This is a genomic window from Rhizobium sp. CSW-27 (genome assembly GCF_018760785.1).
Taxonomy (GTDB): Bacteria; Pseudomonadota; Alphaproteobacteria; order Rhizobiales; family Rhizobiaceae; genus Neorhizobium.
Window position 1 is genome coordinate 1 of sequence record NZ_JAHHZO010000020.1, and the last position, 16584, is coordinate 16584.

The 16584-nt window shown below is 58.1% G+C and carries 18 protein-coding genes; 3 read left to right on the forward strand and 15 right to left on the reverse strand.

The window, feature by feature from the left end:
• From KLP42_RS24015 to KLP42_RS24045, 7 genes are all read right to left on the reverse strand, one after another.
• On the reverse strand, nt 1-355 hold a 355-nt coding region (locus KLP42_RS24015), incomplete at its 3' end, for an ArdC-like ssDNA-binding domain-containing protein (protein ID WP_215570355.1).
• 219 nt (nt 356-574) lie between these two features.
• Nucleotides 575-1639, reverse strand: a complete 1065-nt coding sequence (locus tag KLP42_RS24020; protein WP_252193237.1) for a Fic/DOC family protein — start codon at nt 1637-1639, stop codon at nt 575-577.
• Between the two features lie 64 nt (nt 1640-1703).
• Nucleotides 1704-1910 carry an antitoxin VbhA family protein gene (locus KLP42_RS24025; RefSeq protein WP_113460381.1) on the reverse strand — a complete coding sequence of 69 codons (207 nt, stop codon included), beginning with the start codon at nt 1908-1910 and terminating at the stop codon, nt 1704-1706.
• 119 nt (nt 1911-2029) lie between these two features.
• Entirely contained in the window at nt 2030-2362 is a 333-nt protein-coding gene (locus KLP42_RS24030) for a DUF736 family protein (RefSeq protein ID WP_052642533.1), read from the reverse strand.
• A 393-nt stretch (nt 2363-2755) separates the two neighbouring features.
• Nucleotides 2756-3232, reverse strand: a complete 477-nt coding sequence (locus KLP42_RS24035) for a thermonuclease family protein (protein WP_215570359.1) — start codon at nt 3230-3232, stop codon at nt 2756-2758.
• A gap of 26 nt (nt 3233-3258) precedes the next feature.
• A complete protein-coding gene (gene repC, locus KLP42_RS24040) occupies nt 3259-4497 on the reverse strand; it encodes a plasmid replication protein RepC (RefSeq protein ID WP_252193238.1) in 1239 nt (412 codons plus the stop codon).
• Nucleotides 4498-5371: 874 nt separating this feature from the next.
• On the reverse strand, nt 5372-7300 hold the full coding sequence (locus tag KLP42_RS24045; protein ID WP_215570363.1) for a ParB/RepB/Spo0J family partition protein: 1929 nt from the start codon (nt 7298-7300) through the stop codon (nt 5372-5374).
• Between the two features lie 752 nt (nt 7301-8052).
• Here KLP42_RS24045 and KLP42_RS24050 point away from each other — a divergent pair.
• Together KLP42_RS24050 and KLP42_RS24055 are read left to right on the forward strand one after the other, a co-directional pair.
• On the forward strand, nt 8053-9084 hold the full coding sequence (locus KLP42_RS24050; protein WP_215570365.1) for a PIN domain-containing protein: 1032 nt from the start codon (nt 8053-8055) through the stop codon (nt 9082-9084).
• Nucleotides 9085-9111: 27 nt separating this feature from the next.
• Entirely contained in the window at nt 9112-9732 is a 621-nt protein-coding gene (locus KLP42_RS24055; RefSeq protein WP_215570367.1) for a hypothetical protein, read from the forward strand.
• A 7-nt stretch (nt 9733-9739) separates the two neighbouring features.
• On the opposite strand, the gene KLP42_RS24060 is transcribed toward KLP42_RS24055, so the two are convergent.
• From KLP42_RS24060 to KLP42_RS24080, 5 genes are all read right to left on the reverse strand, one after another.
• A complete protein-coding gene (locus KLP42_RS24060) occupies nt 9740-10465 on the reverse strand; it encodes an Abi family protein (protein WP_215570369.1) in 726 nt (241 codons plus the stop codon).
• A gap of 88 nt (nt 10466-10553) precedes the next feature.
• Nucleotides 10554-11039, reverse strand: a complete 486-nt coding sequence (locus KLP42_RS24065) for a helix-turn-helix domain-containing protein (protein ID WP_252193239.1) — start codon at nt 11037-11039, stop codon at nt 10554-10556.
• A 570-nt stretch (nt 11040-11609) separates the two neighbouring features.
• Complete coding sequence (locus KLP42_RS24070; RefSeq protein WP_215570371.1) at nt 11610-11807, reverse strand: hypothetical protein; 198 nt, start codon at nt 11805-11807, stop codon at nt 11610-11612.
• A gap of 458 nt (nt 11808-12265) precedes the next feature.
• The gene (locus KLP42_RS24075) at nt 12266-13288 is read right to left on the reverse strand and encodes an alpha/beta fold hydrolase (protein ID WP_215570373.1); all 1023 of its coding nucleotides are present in this window, start codon (nt 13286-13288) and stop codon (nt 12266-12268) included.
• A complete protein-coding gene (locus KLP42_RS24080) occupies nt 13278-14891 on the reverse strand; it encodes an RcgA family putative transporter (protein ID WP_215570375.1) in 1614 nt (537 codons plus the stop codon). Before KLP42_RS24080 ends, KLP42_RS24075 begins: the two co-directional genes overlap by 11 nt.
• A 312-nt stretch (nt 14892-15203) precedes the next feature.
• Here KLP42_RS24080 and KLP42_RS24085 point away from each other — a divergent pair, with 312 nt between their 5' ends.
• On the forward strand, nt 15204-15356 hold the full coding sequence (locus KLP42_RS24085) for a hypothetical protein (protein ID WP_215570377.1): 153 nt from the start codon (nt 15204-15206) through the stop codon (nt 15354-15356).
• A gap of 181 nt (nt 15357-15537) precedes the next feature.
• Here the strand turns inward: KLP42_RS24085 and KLP42_RS24090 are convergent, their stop codons facing one another.
• Genes KLP42_RS24090 through KLP42_RS24100 form a run of 3 tightly spaced genes read right to left on the reverse strand, consistent with a single transcriptional unit; the run spans nt 15538 to nt 16584 of the window.
• A complete protein-coding gene (locus KLP42_RS24090) occupies nt 15538-15843 on the reverse strand; it encodes a hypothetical protein (RefSeq protein WP_215570379.1) in 306 nt (101 codons plus the stop codon).
• A gap of 46 nt (nt 15844-15889) precedes the next feature.
• On the reverse strand, nt 15890-16126 hold the full coding sequence (locus tag KLP42_RS24095; protein ID WP_215570381.1) for a hypothetical protein: 237 nt from the start codon (nt 16124-16126) through the stop codon (nt 15890-15892).
• Between the two features lie 11 nt (nt 16127-16137).
• The gene (locus tag KLP42_RS24100; RefSeq protein ID WP_215570383.1) at nt 16138-16584 is read right to left on the reverse strand and encodes a hypothetical protein; all 447 of its coding nucleotides are present in this window, start codon (nt 16582-16584) and stop codon (nt 16138-16140) included.

Consider the following 16584-nt stretch of genomic DNA (forward strand, 5'->3'; position numbering starts at 1 on the left):
AGACGGTGTAGCCCTTGAGATAGGGGATTGCACGATCATCAGCCTCCTGCTCCTTCGGCGTGAAGGTGCCATACTTGACGACGAGGGTCCCTTGTTCGCCCTTGCGGACCTGAGCGCCAAGCTCTTGAGCCTGCCGGTAAGTCATCCACGTGTTTTCGTCGTAGCCTGCGAGTTGCCCGGAAAGCCACAGCATGACCACGTTGATGCCGCGATAGCTTTCGCCGGAGGCGCGCAGCGGCATAACCGACCTGCGACTGTTGCCGCGCCACGGCCGGATCCAAGGCTTGGTGCCGGCCTCGAGCTGCTGGATGATGGTGTCGGTGATCCGCTGGTAGGTGTCCTTTACGCTGTGCATTGCCGTCTCCTGTTCGTTGGTTGACGGCAAAGATTCGAAGATAGCGAAACGAGCCCATGCACCCGTAGGGCCGCAACGGAGTGTAGGACCGCGCAAGCGGTTGAATGGGTGAGGGGCTATCGTAGTTTGTCCGTCAAACCATCCAACGGACAGAAGAGGGCCCTGAGCGTTGGCACCCCGGCCGACGACACGGGCCTCACTGCAGCGACAAGGCCCAGATCAGCGCTCTCGGTCGTCGTGGTCGCGGTTTCGCTGGCGATCGGCAAGCTGCTGCGCTTCGATAGCCTTAAGCTCGGGATTGATGTGCTGCGACTGAGGCTCTTGGGCCTTTTGCTGACCTGGTTGCGAATGGGCATCTTGGACCTGTTCCGGCCGACCCAGAGTCTTGAAATCAGATCTTGCGGTGAACTTAAACTCCTCGTCGTCAGGAGGCATCCGCTCGGGAAGGTCAGCGCGGTCAACGGCCACAATCCCTCTGTCGGTCACGAGGCTCGCCACGCGATTGTCATGCCCAAGAACCTGCCCTTCGATCACTTCGCCCGGGCGGGCCGTGCGGATGTTGTGCTCGAACGGTTTCTCGCCAGCCTGCTCAAGATCTGACATGGCACTGCGGATCGCCTCGCGGCGGTTAGGCTCCATCGCATCCTGGATGAGGTGCTTCATCGCCGGACTGGACGGATCGTTCGTGGTCTCAATGGATGCCTCGATCATGCGAGGCTTGGTGATGACGGTAAGATCAATGTCATGACCGTAGGTGCGGCCCAATGAGACCACCAGCGCTTCGTTTGCCCTTCCGTTGCCTTCACGAAAGGCATGAACGTAGTTCAGCTCAGATAGGACGTGAGCGGCCTTCTCGGCGAATTGCTCAGGTGTGGCGGCTCGCAAGCCCTGAACGTCTTTGGTGGGCCGCAGTGCCTCGTTGAGCCCCATTTCGATCCGCGATCCGGGCAGGAAGGTCGTGTCACCCTTCGAAAGCCCCCCTACCGGCTCTACCCGCTGTCCATCGACGACAGGACTTTCGTTGCGCGTATGTCCTGCCCATTCATAGACATCTTGGAAGATGTAGCCGTGCAGAGCCTTCAGATGCGCTGCATCGTGATTACCGACTGGGCCTTTTCCCTCGGCCAGCTCCGTTTGCCTCAAAGCTGTGAATGCGTATTCGGCTTCACGCAGCGCAGATTGGCTCCTGATATCAAGCTTGTTCTTCAGAACATCCTTGAAATCCTTATCCTCTGATGTGTTGGGATAGGTGTAGGAGCCTTTGGCTTCATCATCGCGCGCCAAGCAAAACCTCATGCAAAAAGCCGCCTGAGATCACAGGCGGCCGCTACAAATCTCTAGGCGATGCTCAAGCCCGCTTAAAGCGTGCCAGAAGCTCTTGGCGCATTTCGTCGGAGGTGATGTCTCCAGCAACGTAACGGCTGTTTGCTTCTTCCAAAACCGGATCGCCGGTGTAACCCTGCCGCATGTTGGCGGCACGAGCCTGATCGACGGCTTTCTTTCGGGCAGCAACAGCTTCCGGAGAGCGATCGGGGCGGGGGGCATGAACGTTCATTGGCAGAGCCTCCAGTTAGTATTCAACGTAGCACAAAAAGAGCCGAATATCCAGCGAATGCGGGGTAATCGGCTCTTTTATGGTGGAAGCCCGATCAGAGATCGGGCTTCCCAGAGCGATCAATCGCGGGGTTCCCATTCGATAATAGCTTGCAGCGCCAGGTCATCTTGGCCGGGGTAGCGGCCCAAGTTGGCGTTGAAGCCGAGGCGTTTGATGGAGAGCGTGTAGTACGGCTTCCCTTCTCCGCTAGTCTTTTTCCAGATGCCGCCAACTTCAATGTCGTGGCCGCGAGGCGACTTGGCATAGACGCGATGCGTCGGAGCCTTTTCGTTGGTGGAGTCGAACGGTGTGACCTTAATGTCCAGGTCCCGGTCGATGGTGGAGATGAGGCCGGTTCCCTTGGCGTTGTCGATGTCGTCTTTGTCGAACTGGATGAAGTTGGTCATGCTCATGTTAAGCACTCCTCTATGGTGGTTGCGATGATCGTTCAAAGGGCACGGGGATAAGCGGTGCGCACCGTAGGCCGGAGCGCAGCGAAGGAGGCTGGACGGGGACAAATTTTGCTTCGCGAGGAAGCCGAAGGCGGGGAAAATTTGGAGACGAACAGCTTTGCGCCAACCGCGTCGCCGTGCGAACGGGCATCAAGAGCAACCACTTTGGAGGTGTGGGGCCTGAGCGCTTGCAGCAATACGTCACCTCGACAAATGAGACATCGGCACAGGTCAAGGGCGCGATCGTGCGGAATGCAACCGAACCGACACCCCGAAACAAGTGGCTGGGGTAACCGAGAGTTCCGCAAAACGTGAGATCTCGCCATCTGTTGCTCACAGAGTGCCGCCAGTCGTTCAGTTGCCGGAATGGCTGCGGCGATAGGAGGAGGGCGATTCAACCTCGGCTCCCCACAAGCCTTGGCCGAGCTGTCGGGCGCGATTCTCGGCGCGGCGGTACTGGCTCAGGTCGATTGGGTGGGATCTCGGTAGATAGCGCAACAAGAGGGTGGCTTGGCCCGCCCTCACCATCTCGAGGCCAATATCCGAGTTCTCGACGAAGCACTGGCCGACAAGGCGTTTATACTGGTCTCGATCGACTTCAATGCAGCGGACATGCTTGCCATCGATCATGCGGGCGAGGAAGCGACGTGCCTCAATCCCGCAATTCCATATCACACCGTTTTTGGAGCCGGTCTGGTCCCGCTCACAGGCGTCAATGGCCGCGATACGGATCCTCTGTTGGCGAATGCTGAAGGTGTCACCGTCGATCACTCGCGCTCGGCCTGAATAGTCGGCCGCTGCAGAATACGCGGTGAACAGAAGCGCGGCCAACGCGGCTCCAACCAAGCGATTTTCTATCACGAGTGTGCCTCCATTGATTTGCGGGCTGCCAGCCCAAATACCGAGCGGTTTAGATGAAGCTCTCCCCTCGCGGCACGGTCTGTCATGGCCCGCAAATAGCCGCCCGGCGAGCTGATTTCGGCGCGCGTGTATTTCTCAAAGGTGAGAGCGATCGCAACGGCGGCCGCCTGGTGGCCCATTCGGTCCACGGCGCGCTGGCGCGCATCCTCGGACACGCCGGCGATGCGGCAAAGTTTGGGAACGATCCGGCCCAGGTCCGCCCAACTGCGCGGGGCTTGGTAGCCATATTCGGCAAGGCTTGGCGTAGCCCGCCACACATCCTCCAGCGCCACAAGTGAAGGCCGCACTTGCAATTGCTTATTGCTTTGGCGCGAACGGCTGCCCAGGCTTTTCTCAAAAGCCCTTTTGCTGGCGGAGCCAGCTCCTCGTAAACCGACTTGTTCGGCATTAGCCGAACGCCGTTCATCATTACGAGGTCCAAAAGGTTTCGGGGTTGTAATCTGTATGTGCATGTCGTTCTCGACATCCGTGCATGTCATATTTGTATCTATGTCGGACCCTTGGGGTGACCGATTCACGTTGCGCAGGCGGTCGGCAAGCCACTCCAAAAGCATTGTGGCCTTCCGGAGGACGTGGCCCGATGCGTGCCTGGCTGATCCAATGACGGCTGCGACCCTTTCAACACGGGACGCGATCCGCCCAAGAATGGCTTCCCTTTGATCGATTGAAGACACGAGAGCATACCTTGCAGCACGCAGAGCGTCCCGGAAGCGACGAGCCGCCTGGTCCCGAACTCGTATCTCTTCCCGCTTCTGGCGTACAATTTGATCAAGCTCGTGGTGCCGGGCAATTAGGACACGCAGATCAATGCCGCAGGCGTCGGCAATATCTCCTTCGCCATCGCGGATCGGATAGCGCTTGAAATTCGCACTATCCTGCATGGTGACAAGGCCGAGGTCGTACAATCGGGAGAGAATTCGGCTTACGCGTCCCGGTGACTTGTTGATGTCATAACCCAGCTGTCGGTTCGACTTGTAGACAATCGGGCGCCCGCCTTTGTCAAAGGCATCGGCCTTGGCGGTCGTTATGATAGCCTCGAGCAACGCATATTCTGAGGTCGTGATCATTCCGATCGTCATCAGATTTTTGGCGAGCACCGCAAGCTGGCCACGCGTCACCGCTCCGATTTCCGTTGACTGCGCCAGTCGCCGAAATTCGGCTCGCTCCTTCGTCATTCTGCGACCAGTCGGCCGCTTGCATTGTGTGGGTTCCCCCATCGTCCGTCTCCTGTCAGAGGCCAGACAAAGCTCCGCCGTTCACCGAAAAGGTGTTTTGATTATTGACATCGGAGGGGAGGTCTGCGAGAACGATGGTGCTTTTATATTTTCGAACTGCAGACCGCTTCCGGATTTTTCGGGAGCGGTTTTTCTTTTCTAGGCCGGGTGCTAGCTCCAAAAACTGTTAGAATGTGTGAGTCGGAATCGGTTGTGGTTCCGCTCATTGCGATTTGTAGCCTGAGATACCAATTTGATGCAAGTTGTCACATTTCCGCGCCGCTGCGTCGGTTCAGGTGGCATCTAAAAAGCGCCACTATTCCAATATTTTAGAGCAGTACTCTGAGTCGCACCTCGCTTCACGTTCAAGACTGGAACGTTTCCAGACGATGACATACCCCCCGTTATTGTTGGATAAATTCAACGGGTGGGGAGGAGAGTTTGAGAGGAGGGGGGCGCGGGCCTCCTCTCAAAAAGCGGCCTGATCTGCCGTCCCCCGATACGTTTCTGCCTCCCAGGCACCTGCGAAAGCGCCCGCATTGGCTCGATGCCAAGGCGGGCGCTAAGGTGCGATCTTGAAGCAAGCTCAGCCGCGCTGAGTAGCACCCTCAAGGTAGGTCAGCGGTAGATCGAACGCCTTCAGCGCTGTATCGAGGGCTTATTGCACATCATCCTAATCAACATGCTCCGGATCGCTTAAGGTAGGCGTTGATTAGCTGGCAGCAGCTTTCGGCGGCGAGGGTCGGATCAGAGGCGGAATCAAGCATGGCTTACCCTCTGTAAAAAGGGGAACCGGTCACGCTGGAGGACGTGACCGGGGACAAACAGCGGCGGGTTATTCCGCTGCCATCGGGAACGAGTGCTCGTCCTTTTCCTCTGAGGTTTCAGTCTCACCCTCTGCGTTGGGGTCTGACGCGATCCGAACGTGAGGCGGAAGCCAACCGCTGTCCTTAATGGACTTGGCGGCATACTCCGCAGCCTCGCCCTTCTTCATGTTGCCGACACCAGCGGCGAAATCCTCGCCGCGCACCTCGGCAACAACGGCTTGGATGGTTGGTCTGTTGACGTGGCTGAAATAGCTTTCCGCCGTGGTCTCGAACCAATCCCGCATATCGACATTCAATGCGCGGCCCATTTGGTCGGCATGTGCCAGCGCATGGCTCCGACTGCTGAACTTCTTCTCAACTGCATTGACGGAATGGGCGGCGGCATAGGCCAGAAGCTGCAACAACTCGCTCTGCGATTGATCCATCAGCCATTCCCAAAGGTCAGCAGGATCGCCGGGAAGCCGGTGCCCGTAGTTTTCCTCAAGGCTTCCCCACGCCTCAAGGGCCTTGTTCTCGGCGGGACGCTTCATCGAACCGTCCAGCACTTCATGAGTGACAGAGATTTCAAGCGCGCTCTGGTGGCCGGGAATGCCCCATGCGGTCCGATACTGCACTTTGAGCAACATCGCATGGACGACTGCGACAAGCGCGATTTCGGTATTGTTCGCCAGCTCGACTCGAAGCGCCGCCGTCTTCTGAGCGGTCAGGTCCTCGATCAAAGCCGCTGAGTGAGTAAGCGCCGTAGATTTCAAAGCGCCGTCAGCGTCCTCGGTCGTCCCGCCTTGCTTTCCTTCTGTGGCTTCGGCCTTCTTCTTGTCCTCGTCTCGGACAAGGCCTCTCAACACCGATACCTTGCCCCAATGGTCGATTGTGACGATTGCCCCTGCAATCGAGAGGTCTTCGCTCCGATAGGCTTCTTCACGCTTCTGCAGGACGGCGATTTCCTGCTCGACGGCGGACAAGGCGGCCTCTGCACCTTCATCCTCCTGATCCGCATCGATCTGCGCCGTCAGTTCGTCATAACGCTCGGTCAGAGCGTCCAGCTTGGCTTGATCATCGTCGTTGAGGTCTATGCGCTGCGGGTAAACCCGAGCCATCTGGTAGATATTATCCGGCTGCTGAGGGCACCACTCTACCCATTTCCAGCCTTCGGCCTTCACGGTTTCGGCCTCGGCCTCCAACTTCTCGGCAACCAGCTTTTCAAGCAAGCCGCTATCGCATGCAAAGCCTCCTCCCTGCTCGGCAAACAGGTCGCGGCGCACTGGACCGCCAGCCGCCTCATAAACCTCTAACCCGCCGATCAGCGCGAGCCGCTTGTCGCTTGCGGGGACTTCATTCACGGCGAGACGGCGCTTGATTGTGTTGGCGCTGCGATCCCATGAGGGGAGAACATTCCAAACCTCTTCCTGTCGAGCGTGATCGTCGGTGATGGTGAAGGCGGCAAGCTGCTCAAAGGTCATATCCTCGGCGCGGAACGCCGCGAACAGGACAGGGGAAACCTTCGCCAGCGCAAGACGGCGGTTGACGATGATTTCGGTTGTCCCGAACCGGGCGGCGATGTCTTTGATGGACTTGCCCTCATCGAACAACGCCTTGAATGCCTCGAACTGGTCGGCGGGGTGCATGGCCTCGCGCATCACGTTCTCGGTCAGGCTTAACTCCGTTGCGTCACCCGCATCCCGGACAATGACGTTCACGGCGTAGTCGGCCCCGATCTCGCCCCGTTCGGCGAGAAAATTGAGGGCTGCGAGGCGGCGACCGCCGGCCGTCACCAGGTATCGGCCCTTGGGAGCTTTTCGCACCACAAGGTTTTGAATAACGCCATTGGCGAGAATGGACGCCGACAGGCTCTCGATGCTCTCCTTGGTGTAGGTCTTGCGGACGTTTTTGGGGTCTGCGTTCAGCTTGTTCAGTGCTACCGCGATGATGTCGCTCATGGTTCCTTGCTCCAGTTTTTCCCGTTTCCCTTGGGAGCAAGCCCCGCTAGTGGGCGAAGCCTCTGCCTTCGTTTTCGAAGGATGTGCCCCCACATCCAGCGGAACGAAGGGGAGGGCGCAGCCCGCTCCCGTTAGGACGCGGATCGAGTCATGGGGCGGGAGGAAGGAAAAACGGAAGGTTTGCCGGCATGACGGCGAAAGCCGTTTTTCCTGACGAGCGGCAGCGCTTGCGCGCTTGCCCATTGGCGCGATCGGCGACCTATCGTAAGAGCGGTACAGGGTAGGGTCGATGGGCGGCCGATCCCGGCCGCTCCTTATGGATGCGAACCGGCGACGCCGGTTCTCCGTCTTGTGATCCAGGCTGTAAAACGATGGATCTGCCCGCTGCGCTCCGAGTGATGAGCGCTCCGCTCCTCGGGCAGCTCTCCATTTCAACTTGATTCAACGTGTCGATAGCGGCAGCAGCGGCTCAGCTCGGATCGATCGGCGCCAGTCCGAGATCCGAGAAGGACAATGAAGAACATCGGAGCTTTCAGCATAGCGCCGCCCCTCCTTCAGGGGCGGGAAAGCGGGAATTCTCGACACGGTTTTGACGGATGAAGGGAAGCCGCAGGAGGCTTAGCATAGCGCCGCGAAGCGGAAGCCGGGACCGACTTACCCCGCCAAAACCGTTCCTTCGGAAATCGCAAAAAGCTATAACGTCAGGCACAGCATGATTTCCCGATTAACTCCATAAACCGGCGCCCCATTCAATGTTGCATCTGCTGATCGATACATGCGTATGGCTCGACCTCTCCAAGGATTACAGGTCGCAGCCACTTATCAACGCCCTCGAAGACCTGGTCGCAGCGAATGAAATCAGGCTCATCGTTCCCCAGATCGTCGTCGATGAATTTTTGAGGAACAAGAGCCGCGTCATTGCTGAAGCGCAGCGCAGCCTGCAATCTCATTTCAGACTGGTCCGCGAAGCGGTGAACCAGTTCGGGGCTGAAGAAATCAAAGCCCCCACCCTGCAGGGCCTTAACGAGGTCGATCACAAGATCGCCACCGGGACTGACGCTGTCCTGAGTGCCGTGGAAGCGATCGAAAAGCTGCTGCTTGCGCGAAACCCGGTCCTGACCACCGACACGATCAAGGGGCGTGTGACGGACAGGGCGCTTGCCAATCTGGCGCCCTACCACCGGTCTAAAAACAGCGTCGGCGACGCTATTCTCATCGAGCTATATGCGGACGCTGTCGCGCCCCCGGCCGATGACGACACACGCTTTGGATTTGTCACCCATAACATCAAAGACTTTAGTGATCCGAACGGCGATCGCCGGCTGCCGCATCCGGATCTGCTGCCACTCTTTGCGCCGCCGAAATCCAGCTACTGGGTTTCGCTGCTCGATACGCTGAAGGATCTCGATCCGGATCTGCTCGAAGATCACGACGCTGAATTCAATTATTCGCCGCAGTTCCGGAGACTGTCGGAGATCCTTGAGGCCGAGCACCTGCTATTCCGCCAGGTCTGGTATAACCGGCACTGGAACCTCCGGACGGAAATTGAAAGAGGCACGCACTATGTGGTGCCGGAATCCGAATATTCCCGGGCGCCCTATCGTCAGAATCAAACGCTCGACACGGTATGGGCCGGCGCGCTTGCGGCAGCGAAAAGCACGGAAGATGAGGTCGGAATCGACAATCTAGGCCCGTGGGACGATTTCGAGTGGGGGATGATCAACGGAAAGCTATCCGCCCTGCGTTGGGTCATTGGCGACGACTGGGACATGCTTGATACCTAGACGCCATCAAAAGCTATGGAGAGATCAATGACGATCGACAAAGCCGAAGCCGCACGCCGGCAGCTTGAAACAGCCATTGACCTCTATTTCGACAATGCCGATAGCCTGTCAGTGCATACGCTCGGCTTTGCAAGCCTGAAGGTTCTTTTCGACCTTTACCCGCACCGTAATCAGGACGGTTTTGCTGCTCAGCTCGATGGGATCATAAAAAAAGAGGGCTGGAAAGCCATGTCCGGCGTCGCGAACTTTCTGAAGCACGCTGATCGCGACCCGGATGCGCTGCTGGCGCCGCACCATCCCCAGCAGGCCATGTTTGTCATTGGCCTGGCAACCCTGCTATATCGCCGCATCATCGGCGATCTTTCACTTAAAATGCGGGCCTTTGATTACTGGGTGGAGGAGTTGGGGTATGAGGAGCTGGGCATCGAAGAACTCGATACCAACCCGGACCGGGTTAAAGCCTTTGCAGATCACCGGGCGAAAATTCGTGCGCTCCCGCATGCCGAGATGATGACGATCGGGAAAGGCCAGTATCAGTTTTTCCTGGATAATTTCGAGAGGTTGCAGGAAGTGGCACGTCAGGCTGAGGGGGATGGTGTGTCATTGACGGGGTTGCTGGATCAGCAAATTGGGTCAACTCGCCGATAATCGACGTTCAGCTGCTCGTGGTGAGGGGTGCATCTACGGCCGCTTCCTCAGTCTTCTTTTCCTTGGGTGGCTGATACAGCTCGATCGGCGACTGCGGATACACCTGAGGAAAGCGGCAGTGCGCCTGACACCATTCAGCGGCAGGGGGCGAAAGCCAGCTGGTCATTTCCAGCATGCTTTCATGACGCTTTGGCAGATTCCACATGATGATCGGCTCATGATGCGCGATACGGTTTCGCAGACTGCGGATCTGCGCAAGCGGGCCTGAAAAATCCTTCCTTCGCAGCCCCTTTCCATCCGGCCTGCGGCCGATCTTGTGCAGCGTCGTTTGCCACAACGTCTCATAATCCTTGCCGAACATGGCAGTCCAGAAACTGAAGGTCAGCGCGGCAACGATTCGGCCGGGGGTGGGCTCCTTCCTGTCCTCCTCGATGTCATGGATAGCCTTGGCGAGCTGATCGGGCTGCCATTCACCTAGCAGCTGTCCGGTCTCATGGAACCAGCTTTCATTGAATGCCTCGGTCATGACGGCATGAATACGGTTCCGCAGGGCCACTTCCAGCATCTGAAGCGGCGTATAAAGGCTTTCGGAAATCAGGGTGTTGAGTGTATATAGCTCGATAGCGCGGGTACGGTCGCCCTTTGCCCAGTTCATATAGCGCTCGAACCGCTCCAGGGAGAGCGCCATTTCAAGCGCTTCATAGGAAACCGGCTTACCTACCTCCTCTTGCATTTTTTCCCCACCTGCTTTACATCGGTATTCGTACACCCCGGTACCGTCTCTGCCCTAGGCATGCGGCCGGGGTAATTTTTTGCCTGCCTCACTTTAGGCCCTTCGGCGTCTGCAGGGCGGCCTTCGCCTCCTTGCGCTGCTTCTTCTCGGCCGCAAATTCAGGCTCCAGCGCCTGCACCTTCGCAATCAGGCCGTCGAGGTGGTAGATGTTGCTATTCCAGTCCCCTGCAGCCGTCTTGCGCATCTCACGCTGAATATAGCCGGCCTTTTCTAGGGCGCGGATATTGTTCTGGATGGTCTTTTCGGTGACATCCATCCGCTTTGCCAGTTCCTTCTTCGCAGGGAACGGCTTGCGGGACGGCTCATGCCAGTAATCCAGCAGCTGAATGATGATATTCATCTGCATTGAGTTGATGCCAAGGCGGCGCTGTGCCTGGATCAGGATAGAGGGAATGCCGGCATAGCCATGACTATAAATGGCCTTGCCCCAGATACGCTCCGTCGAGGACGGTTTGCGGGCAGCTGGCTTGGGGAAGTCGATCACTTCTGCTTCAGTAGACTTGGCGCTCATCATTTAAATCTCCTTCATGAAAAGAAGATACGCGGGCCAATACCGGCATTCAATGCTACGGGTTATTTGGGGTATGGAAATTGGAGGGGGTACCCGTATACATGCTAATTGTGCTGTATCCCCGTATTGCGCTATAAGATACGCGCTCCTTTAGTGGTAGGATTTTGCCCCCACGTGGGGTAATTTCCTGCCAGACAGGTGGGTTCGCCAATTTCCGCACCCTCGCATCTGTTTTTTTCAGCACAGACCCCTTTTAGCATGCCGGCTCACCGATCGAAACGGCGAATATTGGCTGAAACTCAGGTTTCCGTCAGCGAACGCGAATGGGCCTAGACATCAATCATAGGCACAGTGGCGATCTCTTGCTGCCGGGCAATCAGCTCCAGAAGGAAAGCCGTCGCGGGCTTGCCTTTCAATATCACGGCGCTCTGGCCGTCCGTGTTTCACGCGGGTGGCGCTTTTGGAAAGTCTGTCATCTTCCAGCAAACATGCTTCCTCCGGGCGCGTGCGAGGCCGCGGGTTCGGGATCACGACGGATAGGCCGCACCCTGCAGGGCAGGGTGCGGCTGTACATCACTGAGGCTTGTTGGTGTTTCCGGCCTTGCTGTTGAGCTCGACTTGATAGCTGAACTCGACCTTGGCGATGAGCGGAAGCATCCCGGCGATGGAGAACCGGAGTTGCCCCTTATGGGACAACTTCGCGATTTGCCGGTTGATAAACTGGCGAAGGCGACGGCCGGTTTTCTGGCAGAAGGTTACGAGCGTTTTCATCAGAGGTTCCTCCTTAGTGGTTGTGCGTAATCGCGAAGCTCGAATACGGCTGGAACCGCCTAGTGCATCGCGTAGTGATCGCAACGGAGCGAAGCGGAGAGGAGAACCCTTTAGGGTTGCACGCTAAGGCAGGGCCTGCCGTATCGTGTGCAGCATTAGATTGCGTACGGCCACTAAGGAGCGGCCTGAAAACGCGGCCTTCGTAGCCCCGGCCGTCGCCTTCGCCTTCAACCGGCAAATCGCGATCCGGCCGCCAGGTCGGATCTCCATCGCCGTGATGCTGCAGCGGTGGGGGAGCTGACATCGACGCTCTGGCCGGAAACGACAACAAGTCTCAGGGAGCCGCCCCGCTTGCGGGGCGCTTCCGTCGTGAGGGGGAAGGGGAGTTTGAGGGGAGGGGCCGAAGGGGGCTCCCCTCATTGCGGTCGGGTGCCGCTCGATGCGGCACTCAATCGCTCCTAAGCCTGAGTGGCGCCGCGCTTGCGTAGCAGAAACCGCTTCAAGCTCCATCCGGCCCGCAAGATGTAGGGTGGAAGCGCCAAGGAGTAGTGCCCGCAATTCAGCCATAGCACGCTCACTGTGGCTCCGGCATTCTTCAGCCGTCTTAGCAACCGTTCGGAAAGGTCCGGCAAAACAACCGTGTCCCTCGATGCCAGGATGACATGAAGTTCGAGGCTTGGCCGCGCCAGCCTGTCTGCATGGTTCTCGAGATTGAGCGGTGCCCACGCTCTCTGCAGTTGGGCAAGCGAAAGATGCGGCTCGAGGCTTGCCCGGATCGATCTGGTTGCGCGACCGGTCCAAACCATTTCGGCAAGACTTCCTGCCGTGAGGAAGAGCGACGCCCGTGAAACGGCGGGCTCATGTGCCGCGACCAGTCCGGCTATCCAGGAACCAAGGCTCATCCCGAGAACGGAAACATCCCGATAACCCTCGCGCTTCAGCCAACGAATGAGCTTGCGCCCATCCCATACAGCCTGTCTGACGGCTTGCATTGTGCGGCTGAGATTGGCGCTGAGCATGTAATCCGCATAAAGCGAGCCGGGCCGCTTGCGCTCCAGGTGGTAGGGCATGGCGATCTCGATGACCGTGATGCCTTGCCAGGATAGGAACCCGGCAATCTGCCGGTTCCGACTCGTCGCGTTCCAGTGATGGAAGATTACCACCGCCTGATCGCGTTTTCCGCTTTCGGTGATCCTGGCCCACACGATGTTGTTTTCAGCAACATCGGTTGCAACGTCTGAAGGGAATTTCAGCCAGCCATCCCGCAGCTCAAAGGCTTGCTCGGTTGAATCGGGCGGCTCAAAAAAGTCCGGATCAGCGGCGGCCGTTTCCGCGAGAACACAGAATTCCTCTACCGTTTCAGCCGCCCCCATGCCGGGGAATGCACTATCCGCGTCCAGAATGAGGTCCGTGGTCTTCTTGGCCTCTTCGCCGCGTTGGGCTCGGCCCTCGTCCCAACGATCCAGCCATTTATGAAACATGGCTGTCGCCTCCTATCTGACGGGTGCGCCAAACTGGCCTGAACGCCGGATCGAACAGACCATAGGTCGCGATCAGCCCGGCAACGAGCAGCAAAACCGAGAAGCCATCGAATGCGTCGATCAACATGTATGAGACGAACAACAGACCGATCACCGCGGACATCTTCCACAGTGGCGCCCGGAGGCGCCGATCGTCACCCAAGCGGAGTGCCCCATACAGAAAGACGCTGCAGGTCGAAAGCACGACGAGCAGGCTGCTGTAGTGGGTGGGCATGATGTAATCGAAGCTTCGATCTCCATCGTCGTAATTTGCCAGCGCAGCCCAGACATCGCGAACCAGCCATGTGACAAAATCGGGGCCTTGCGAAGCGAGATAAGCGCTCTGTGCCTTCATGCAGATGGCGGCAAGGACGACGAGGACGGAGCATCTGAAGACCCCCCGCATGATCCGCAAACCGATTTCACTAACATCCGGCCCGTGACCCTGCTCGCGCAGAAGCGTGGTTTCGCGTTTGAGCTTCCATAAATCATGGAGGATTGTGTGCAGCAGGATCAGGCCGGCGAAGAGAAGATAAAAGCTGACGGACATGTAGAGATAGGCAAGGGCGGTAAATACGATTGCCGCTGGCGTCGATAAGATATCGGGCCTGGTGATCCCGATCGTCCCCCAGCTTGGGGCAAAATCCTGCGCTTGCTCAAGCAGAGGGATAAGCTGCACGCCGATCCATTGCACCACGCCCGCGAACAGAACGCAGATGACGAACACCGCCCAATAGGTGTGGGAGTTGGCTTGCAGATTTCGCGTCCAGGCTTCGCCGCTTTTCAGGCGATCAACCTCTGCCAAGAGCCGGAGACGGCCATCATGCTTCCAGAAAACCAAAAGCTCGATGACGATGGCAAAGAACAGCGGCAACAGCACCATGAACAGGAAGGTCCAGTTCGGAGCCCAGAGGAAACCAACCTGCTTTTCGATGCCGTCTTCCCGCATGTAGGTGATGCTGTGGATGCCGAGGATGTAGGACAAGAACCCCAAGGCAGAAGAGCCGGCAAATATCGAAGCCGGCAAGTTCAGATCCGACCGTTCAGCAAAAATCGCTTCCGTCTTGATTGCCAGACCCGATCGCTGCGCCGGAATTGGTCGGAGGTCGACGGATAGCAGTGGCGTCACCTGCACCGAGTCATCGACTGAATCTGGTGGTGGCATGTCGGGCACACGAAGGGCAGCGACATTGCCAGATTTCTTCTGCTCGCGTCGCTTGGCCACCAAGCGCGCTTGGGCTGCAGTGAGCTCTTTCAGCCACTCATTCGTTGCCTCACGGTCGTCGCAACCAAAGATGCGGGCAAGCCAACGAATGTTGGCCGGGCTGATGCCTTTGTCGTTCTCCTGAAACCAGAGCTGGACGGTGCGAAGATCCACTCCGACACGGTTGGCGTCGATCTTTGAGATCGCCTCCGCCAGCAGCTCCGGGGTCCACGGGCCTTGGGGAAAACCGTCTTCACCCAACAGGCGTCCTGCACCCGCAGCAGCCATTTTCTTGAACAGTTCCTTGAAATCGCTTGCATCAGCAGGGGGCGGAACAAAAATCTTACCGTTTTTTTCCAATGACTTACAGCCCAAGATTTCGTCTGGTTTCGTATCCTATCGTGCGTTGTGGACGATTTGATGGTCTGAGACGATCCCCAATGCAACTAGATCGGTGAGGCATCCGCCATGCTACTGTCGTCATCCAGTTCGCGTTCGTCCCCCGAAACAGTTGCGGCTCGATGCAACAAACCGGCACGGGTATTGCCGACGCCCAGGAAAGCGGGAACGGAGATCGTAGTCAGTGCGACAAGAGAAGGACCCTCGCTTCGTGAGCTGATCGATCAGCATGCAGCCGCGGTTCAAGAGGGGCGAAAGGAGAAAGCACGCCGCATGGCACTCCTCAATTACCAGCCGAAAGACGACGGAGAAGCGAAGCTGAAGTTGACCTATCTCGCGGCCTATCTGATCGCGACGAGAGGCACGCTCACGGCTCAGGAAATGCAGTCGGTCTCCAACACCACCAGAAACGGGTCAACCGTTTGACGTCCAAATCCTTGCCCCTTCGTCTGCGGTAGCAATCGGGCGGGAGGGGAGCCGAGGGGAGGGGAATGGGCTCCCTTCGGGCGAACCGCAGCCAGCTCGATGCTGCCAGGTTCGCAACGGCCAAAACGGTGAGGGGGCCGGTACTTCCAAACCAGCCCCGCAACAAAGCGTCCGACCATTGTCAGCGTACCAATCCTGAGCGCTCGCCAAGGCTTGGCGGCGTCGGCGTTCCCGCTTCTTTTGTCATGGCGATGATGGCGTTCTGTGATAGCCCCTCGATCTCATAGCCAAAACGGCGCGCGCTCTCGATGATCGATTCAAGGCTTGGGTGCTGCTCAAGAAGCGTCCCGAACCACAGCGCGTATTCGTCGGCTTCCTCATCGGGAAACGCCTGCAGAAAGAAGGTGCGCAACGGCGGATCATAGCCGATTACGGCGTTCTCGTCGGCCTCTCCGTCGGTCTTAACGGTCACTGTGTAGCGGCTCAATGGTGTCCCTCCTGATGTCGGGCCGCATCGAAATGCGGCCCAGGTCCTATTTGAACAGCGGCATTGACCGCGTGTTGGTCAGGCTGGCGCGGTCGGTCTCAAAGCGGTAGCCGTCCCAATCCTTCCAGGCTTCCCAACCTGTCGCGGTGGCGCGTCCATACCAGACGCGCACCTTGACCTTATCGTCTCCAAGGTCCTCGACAACCTCAACCGTGTGGCTCCCTCCTAAACCGGAGGGGGTGTCGAAGACCTCAACGCTTCGGCGCTGGCCGTTGCTTTTCATCGCTTCGCCTCCTACAGCCGGAATTGGGCAACCAAGCCCTGATTGACTCGGTGGCTTGCCAGCGAGTAAGCGCAAGCCTGCGCCAGCAGGTCAGGGTTCGCGGTCATGCCCGATTTTGCGCGCCCTTTGATGTCGGCTTTCAAGTCGTCATCACTGGTCCCAACGTGCATGTTTCCGACAATCCAGCGCAGTTGCGCATAGGGGATCTCGTCGACGCGCCGAACAGGCAGGGCGGAGATCAGGCCCTTGCGCTGGCTGGCCGCCTCTCCGGCTTCACTCGCTTCCTCCTTGGTCGGGAAATAGGCTTTCACCAGCTGGCGGCGCTGCGCGTCGGCGGCGCTCATGAAAGCGTTTGAGCCGTCTTCCTGTGTGTATAGGCTCCAATCGGCGGCACTACCGCCGAACATGGCATCGCCTCTGCCGGAAAACTCCATGACTGTAAAAATTTGCTCATTCAT

What these genes read in the sequence shown, in the direction of transcription:
- KLP42_RS24045 (WP_215570363.1), bottom strand. Translation starts at nt 7,300, where the DNA reads ATGAGCGACATCATCGCGGTAGCACTGAACAAGCTGAACGCAGACCCC.
- KLP42_RS24065 (WP_252193239.1), bottom strand. Translation starts at nt 11,039, where the DNA reads ATGATGAGCGCCAAGTCTACTGAAGCAGAAGTGATCGACTTCCCCAAG.
- KLP42_RS24025 (WP_113460381.1), bottom strand. Translation starts at nt 1,910, where the DNA reads ATGAACGTTCATGCCCCCCGCCCCGATCGCTCTCCGGAAGCTGTTGCT.
- KLP42_RS24050 (WP_215570365.1), top strand. Translation starts at nt 8,053, where the DNA reads ATGTTGCATCTGCTGATCGATACATGCGTATGGCTCGACCTCTCCAAG.
- KLP42_RS24100 (WP_215570383.1), bottom strand. Translation starts at nt 16,584, where the DNA reads ATGAATGAGCAAATTTTTACAGTCATGGAGTTTTCCGGCAGAGGCGAT.
- KLP42_RS24070 (WP_215570371.1), bottom strand. Translation starts at nt 11,807, where the DNA reads ATGAAAACGCTCGTAACCTTCTGCCAGAAAACCGGCCGTCGCCTTCGC.
- KLP42_RS24095 (WP_215570381.1), bottom strand. Translation starts at nt 16,126, where the DNA reads ATGAAAAGCAACGGCCAGCGCCGAAGCGTTGAGGTCTTCGACACCCCC.
- KLP42_RS24085 (WP_215570377.1), top strand. Translation starts at nt 15,204, where the DNA reads ATGGCACTCCTCAATTACCAGCCGAAAGACGACGGAGAAGCGAAGCTG.
- KLP42_RS24060 (WP_215570369.1), bottom strand. Translation starts at nt 10,465, where the DNA reads ATGCAAGAGGAGGTAGGTAAGCCGGTTTCCTATGAAGCGCTTGAAATG.
- KLP42_RS24030 (WP_052642533.1), bottom strand. Translation starts at nt 2,362, where the DNA reads ATGAGCATGACCAACTTCATCCAGTTCGACAAAGACGACATCGACAAC.
- KLP42_RS24055 (WP_215570367.1), top strand. Translation starts at nt 9,112, where the DNA reads ATGACGATCGACAAAGCCGAAGCCGCACGCCGGCAGCTTGAAACAGCC.
- KLP42_RS24075 (WP_215570373.1), bottom strand. Translation starts at nt 13,288, where the DNA reads ATGTTTCATAAATGGCTGGATCGTTGGGACGAGGGCCGAGCCCAACGC.
- repC (WP_252193238.1), bottom strand. Translation starts at nt 4,497, where the DNA reads ATGACGAAGGAGCGAGCCGAATTTCGGCGACTGGCGCAGTCAACGGAA.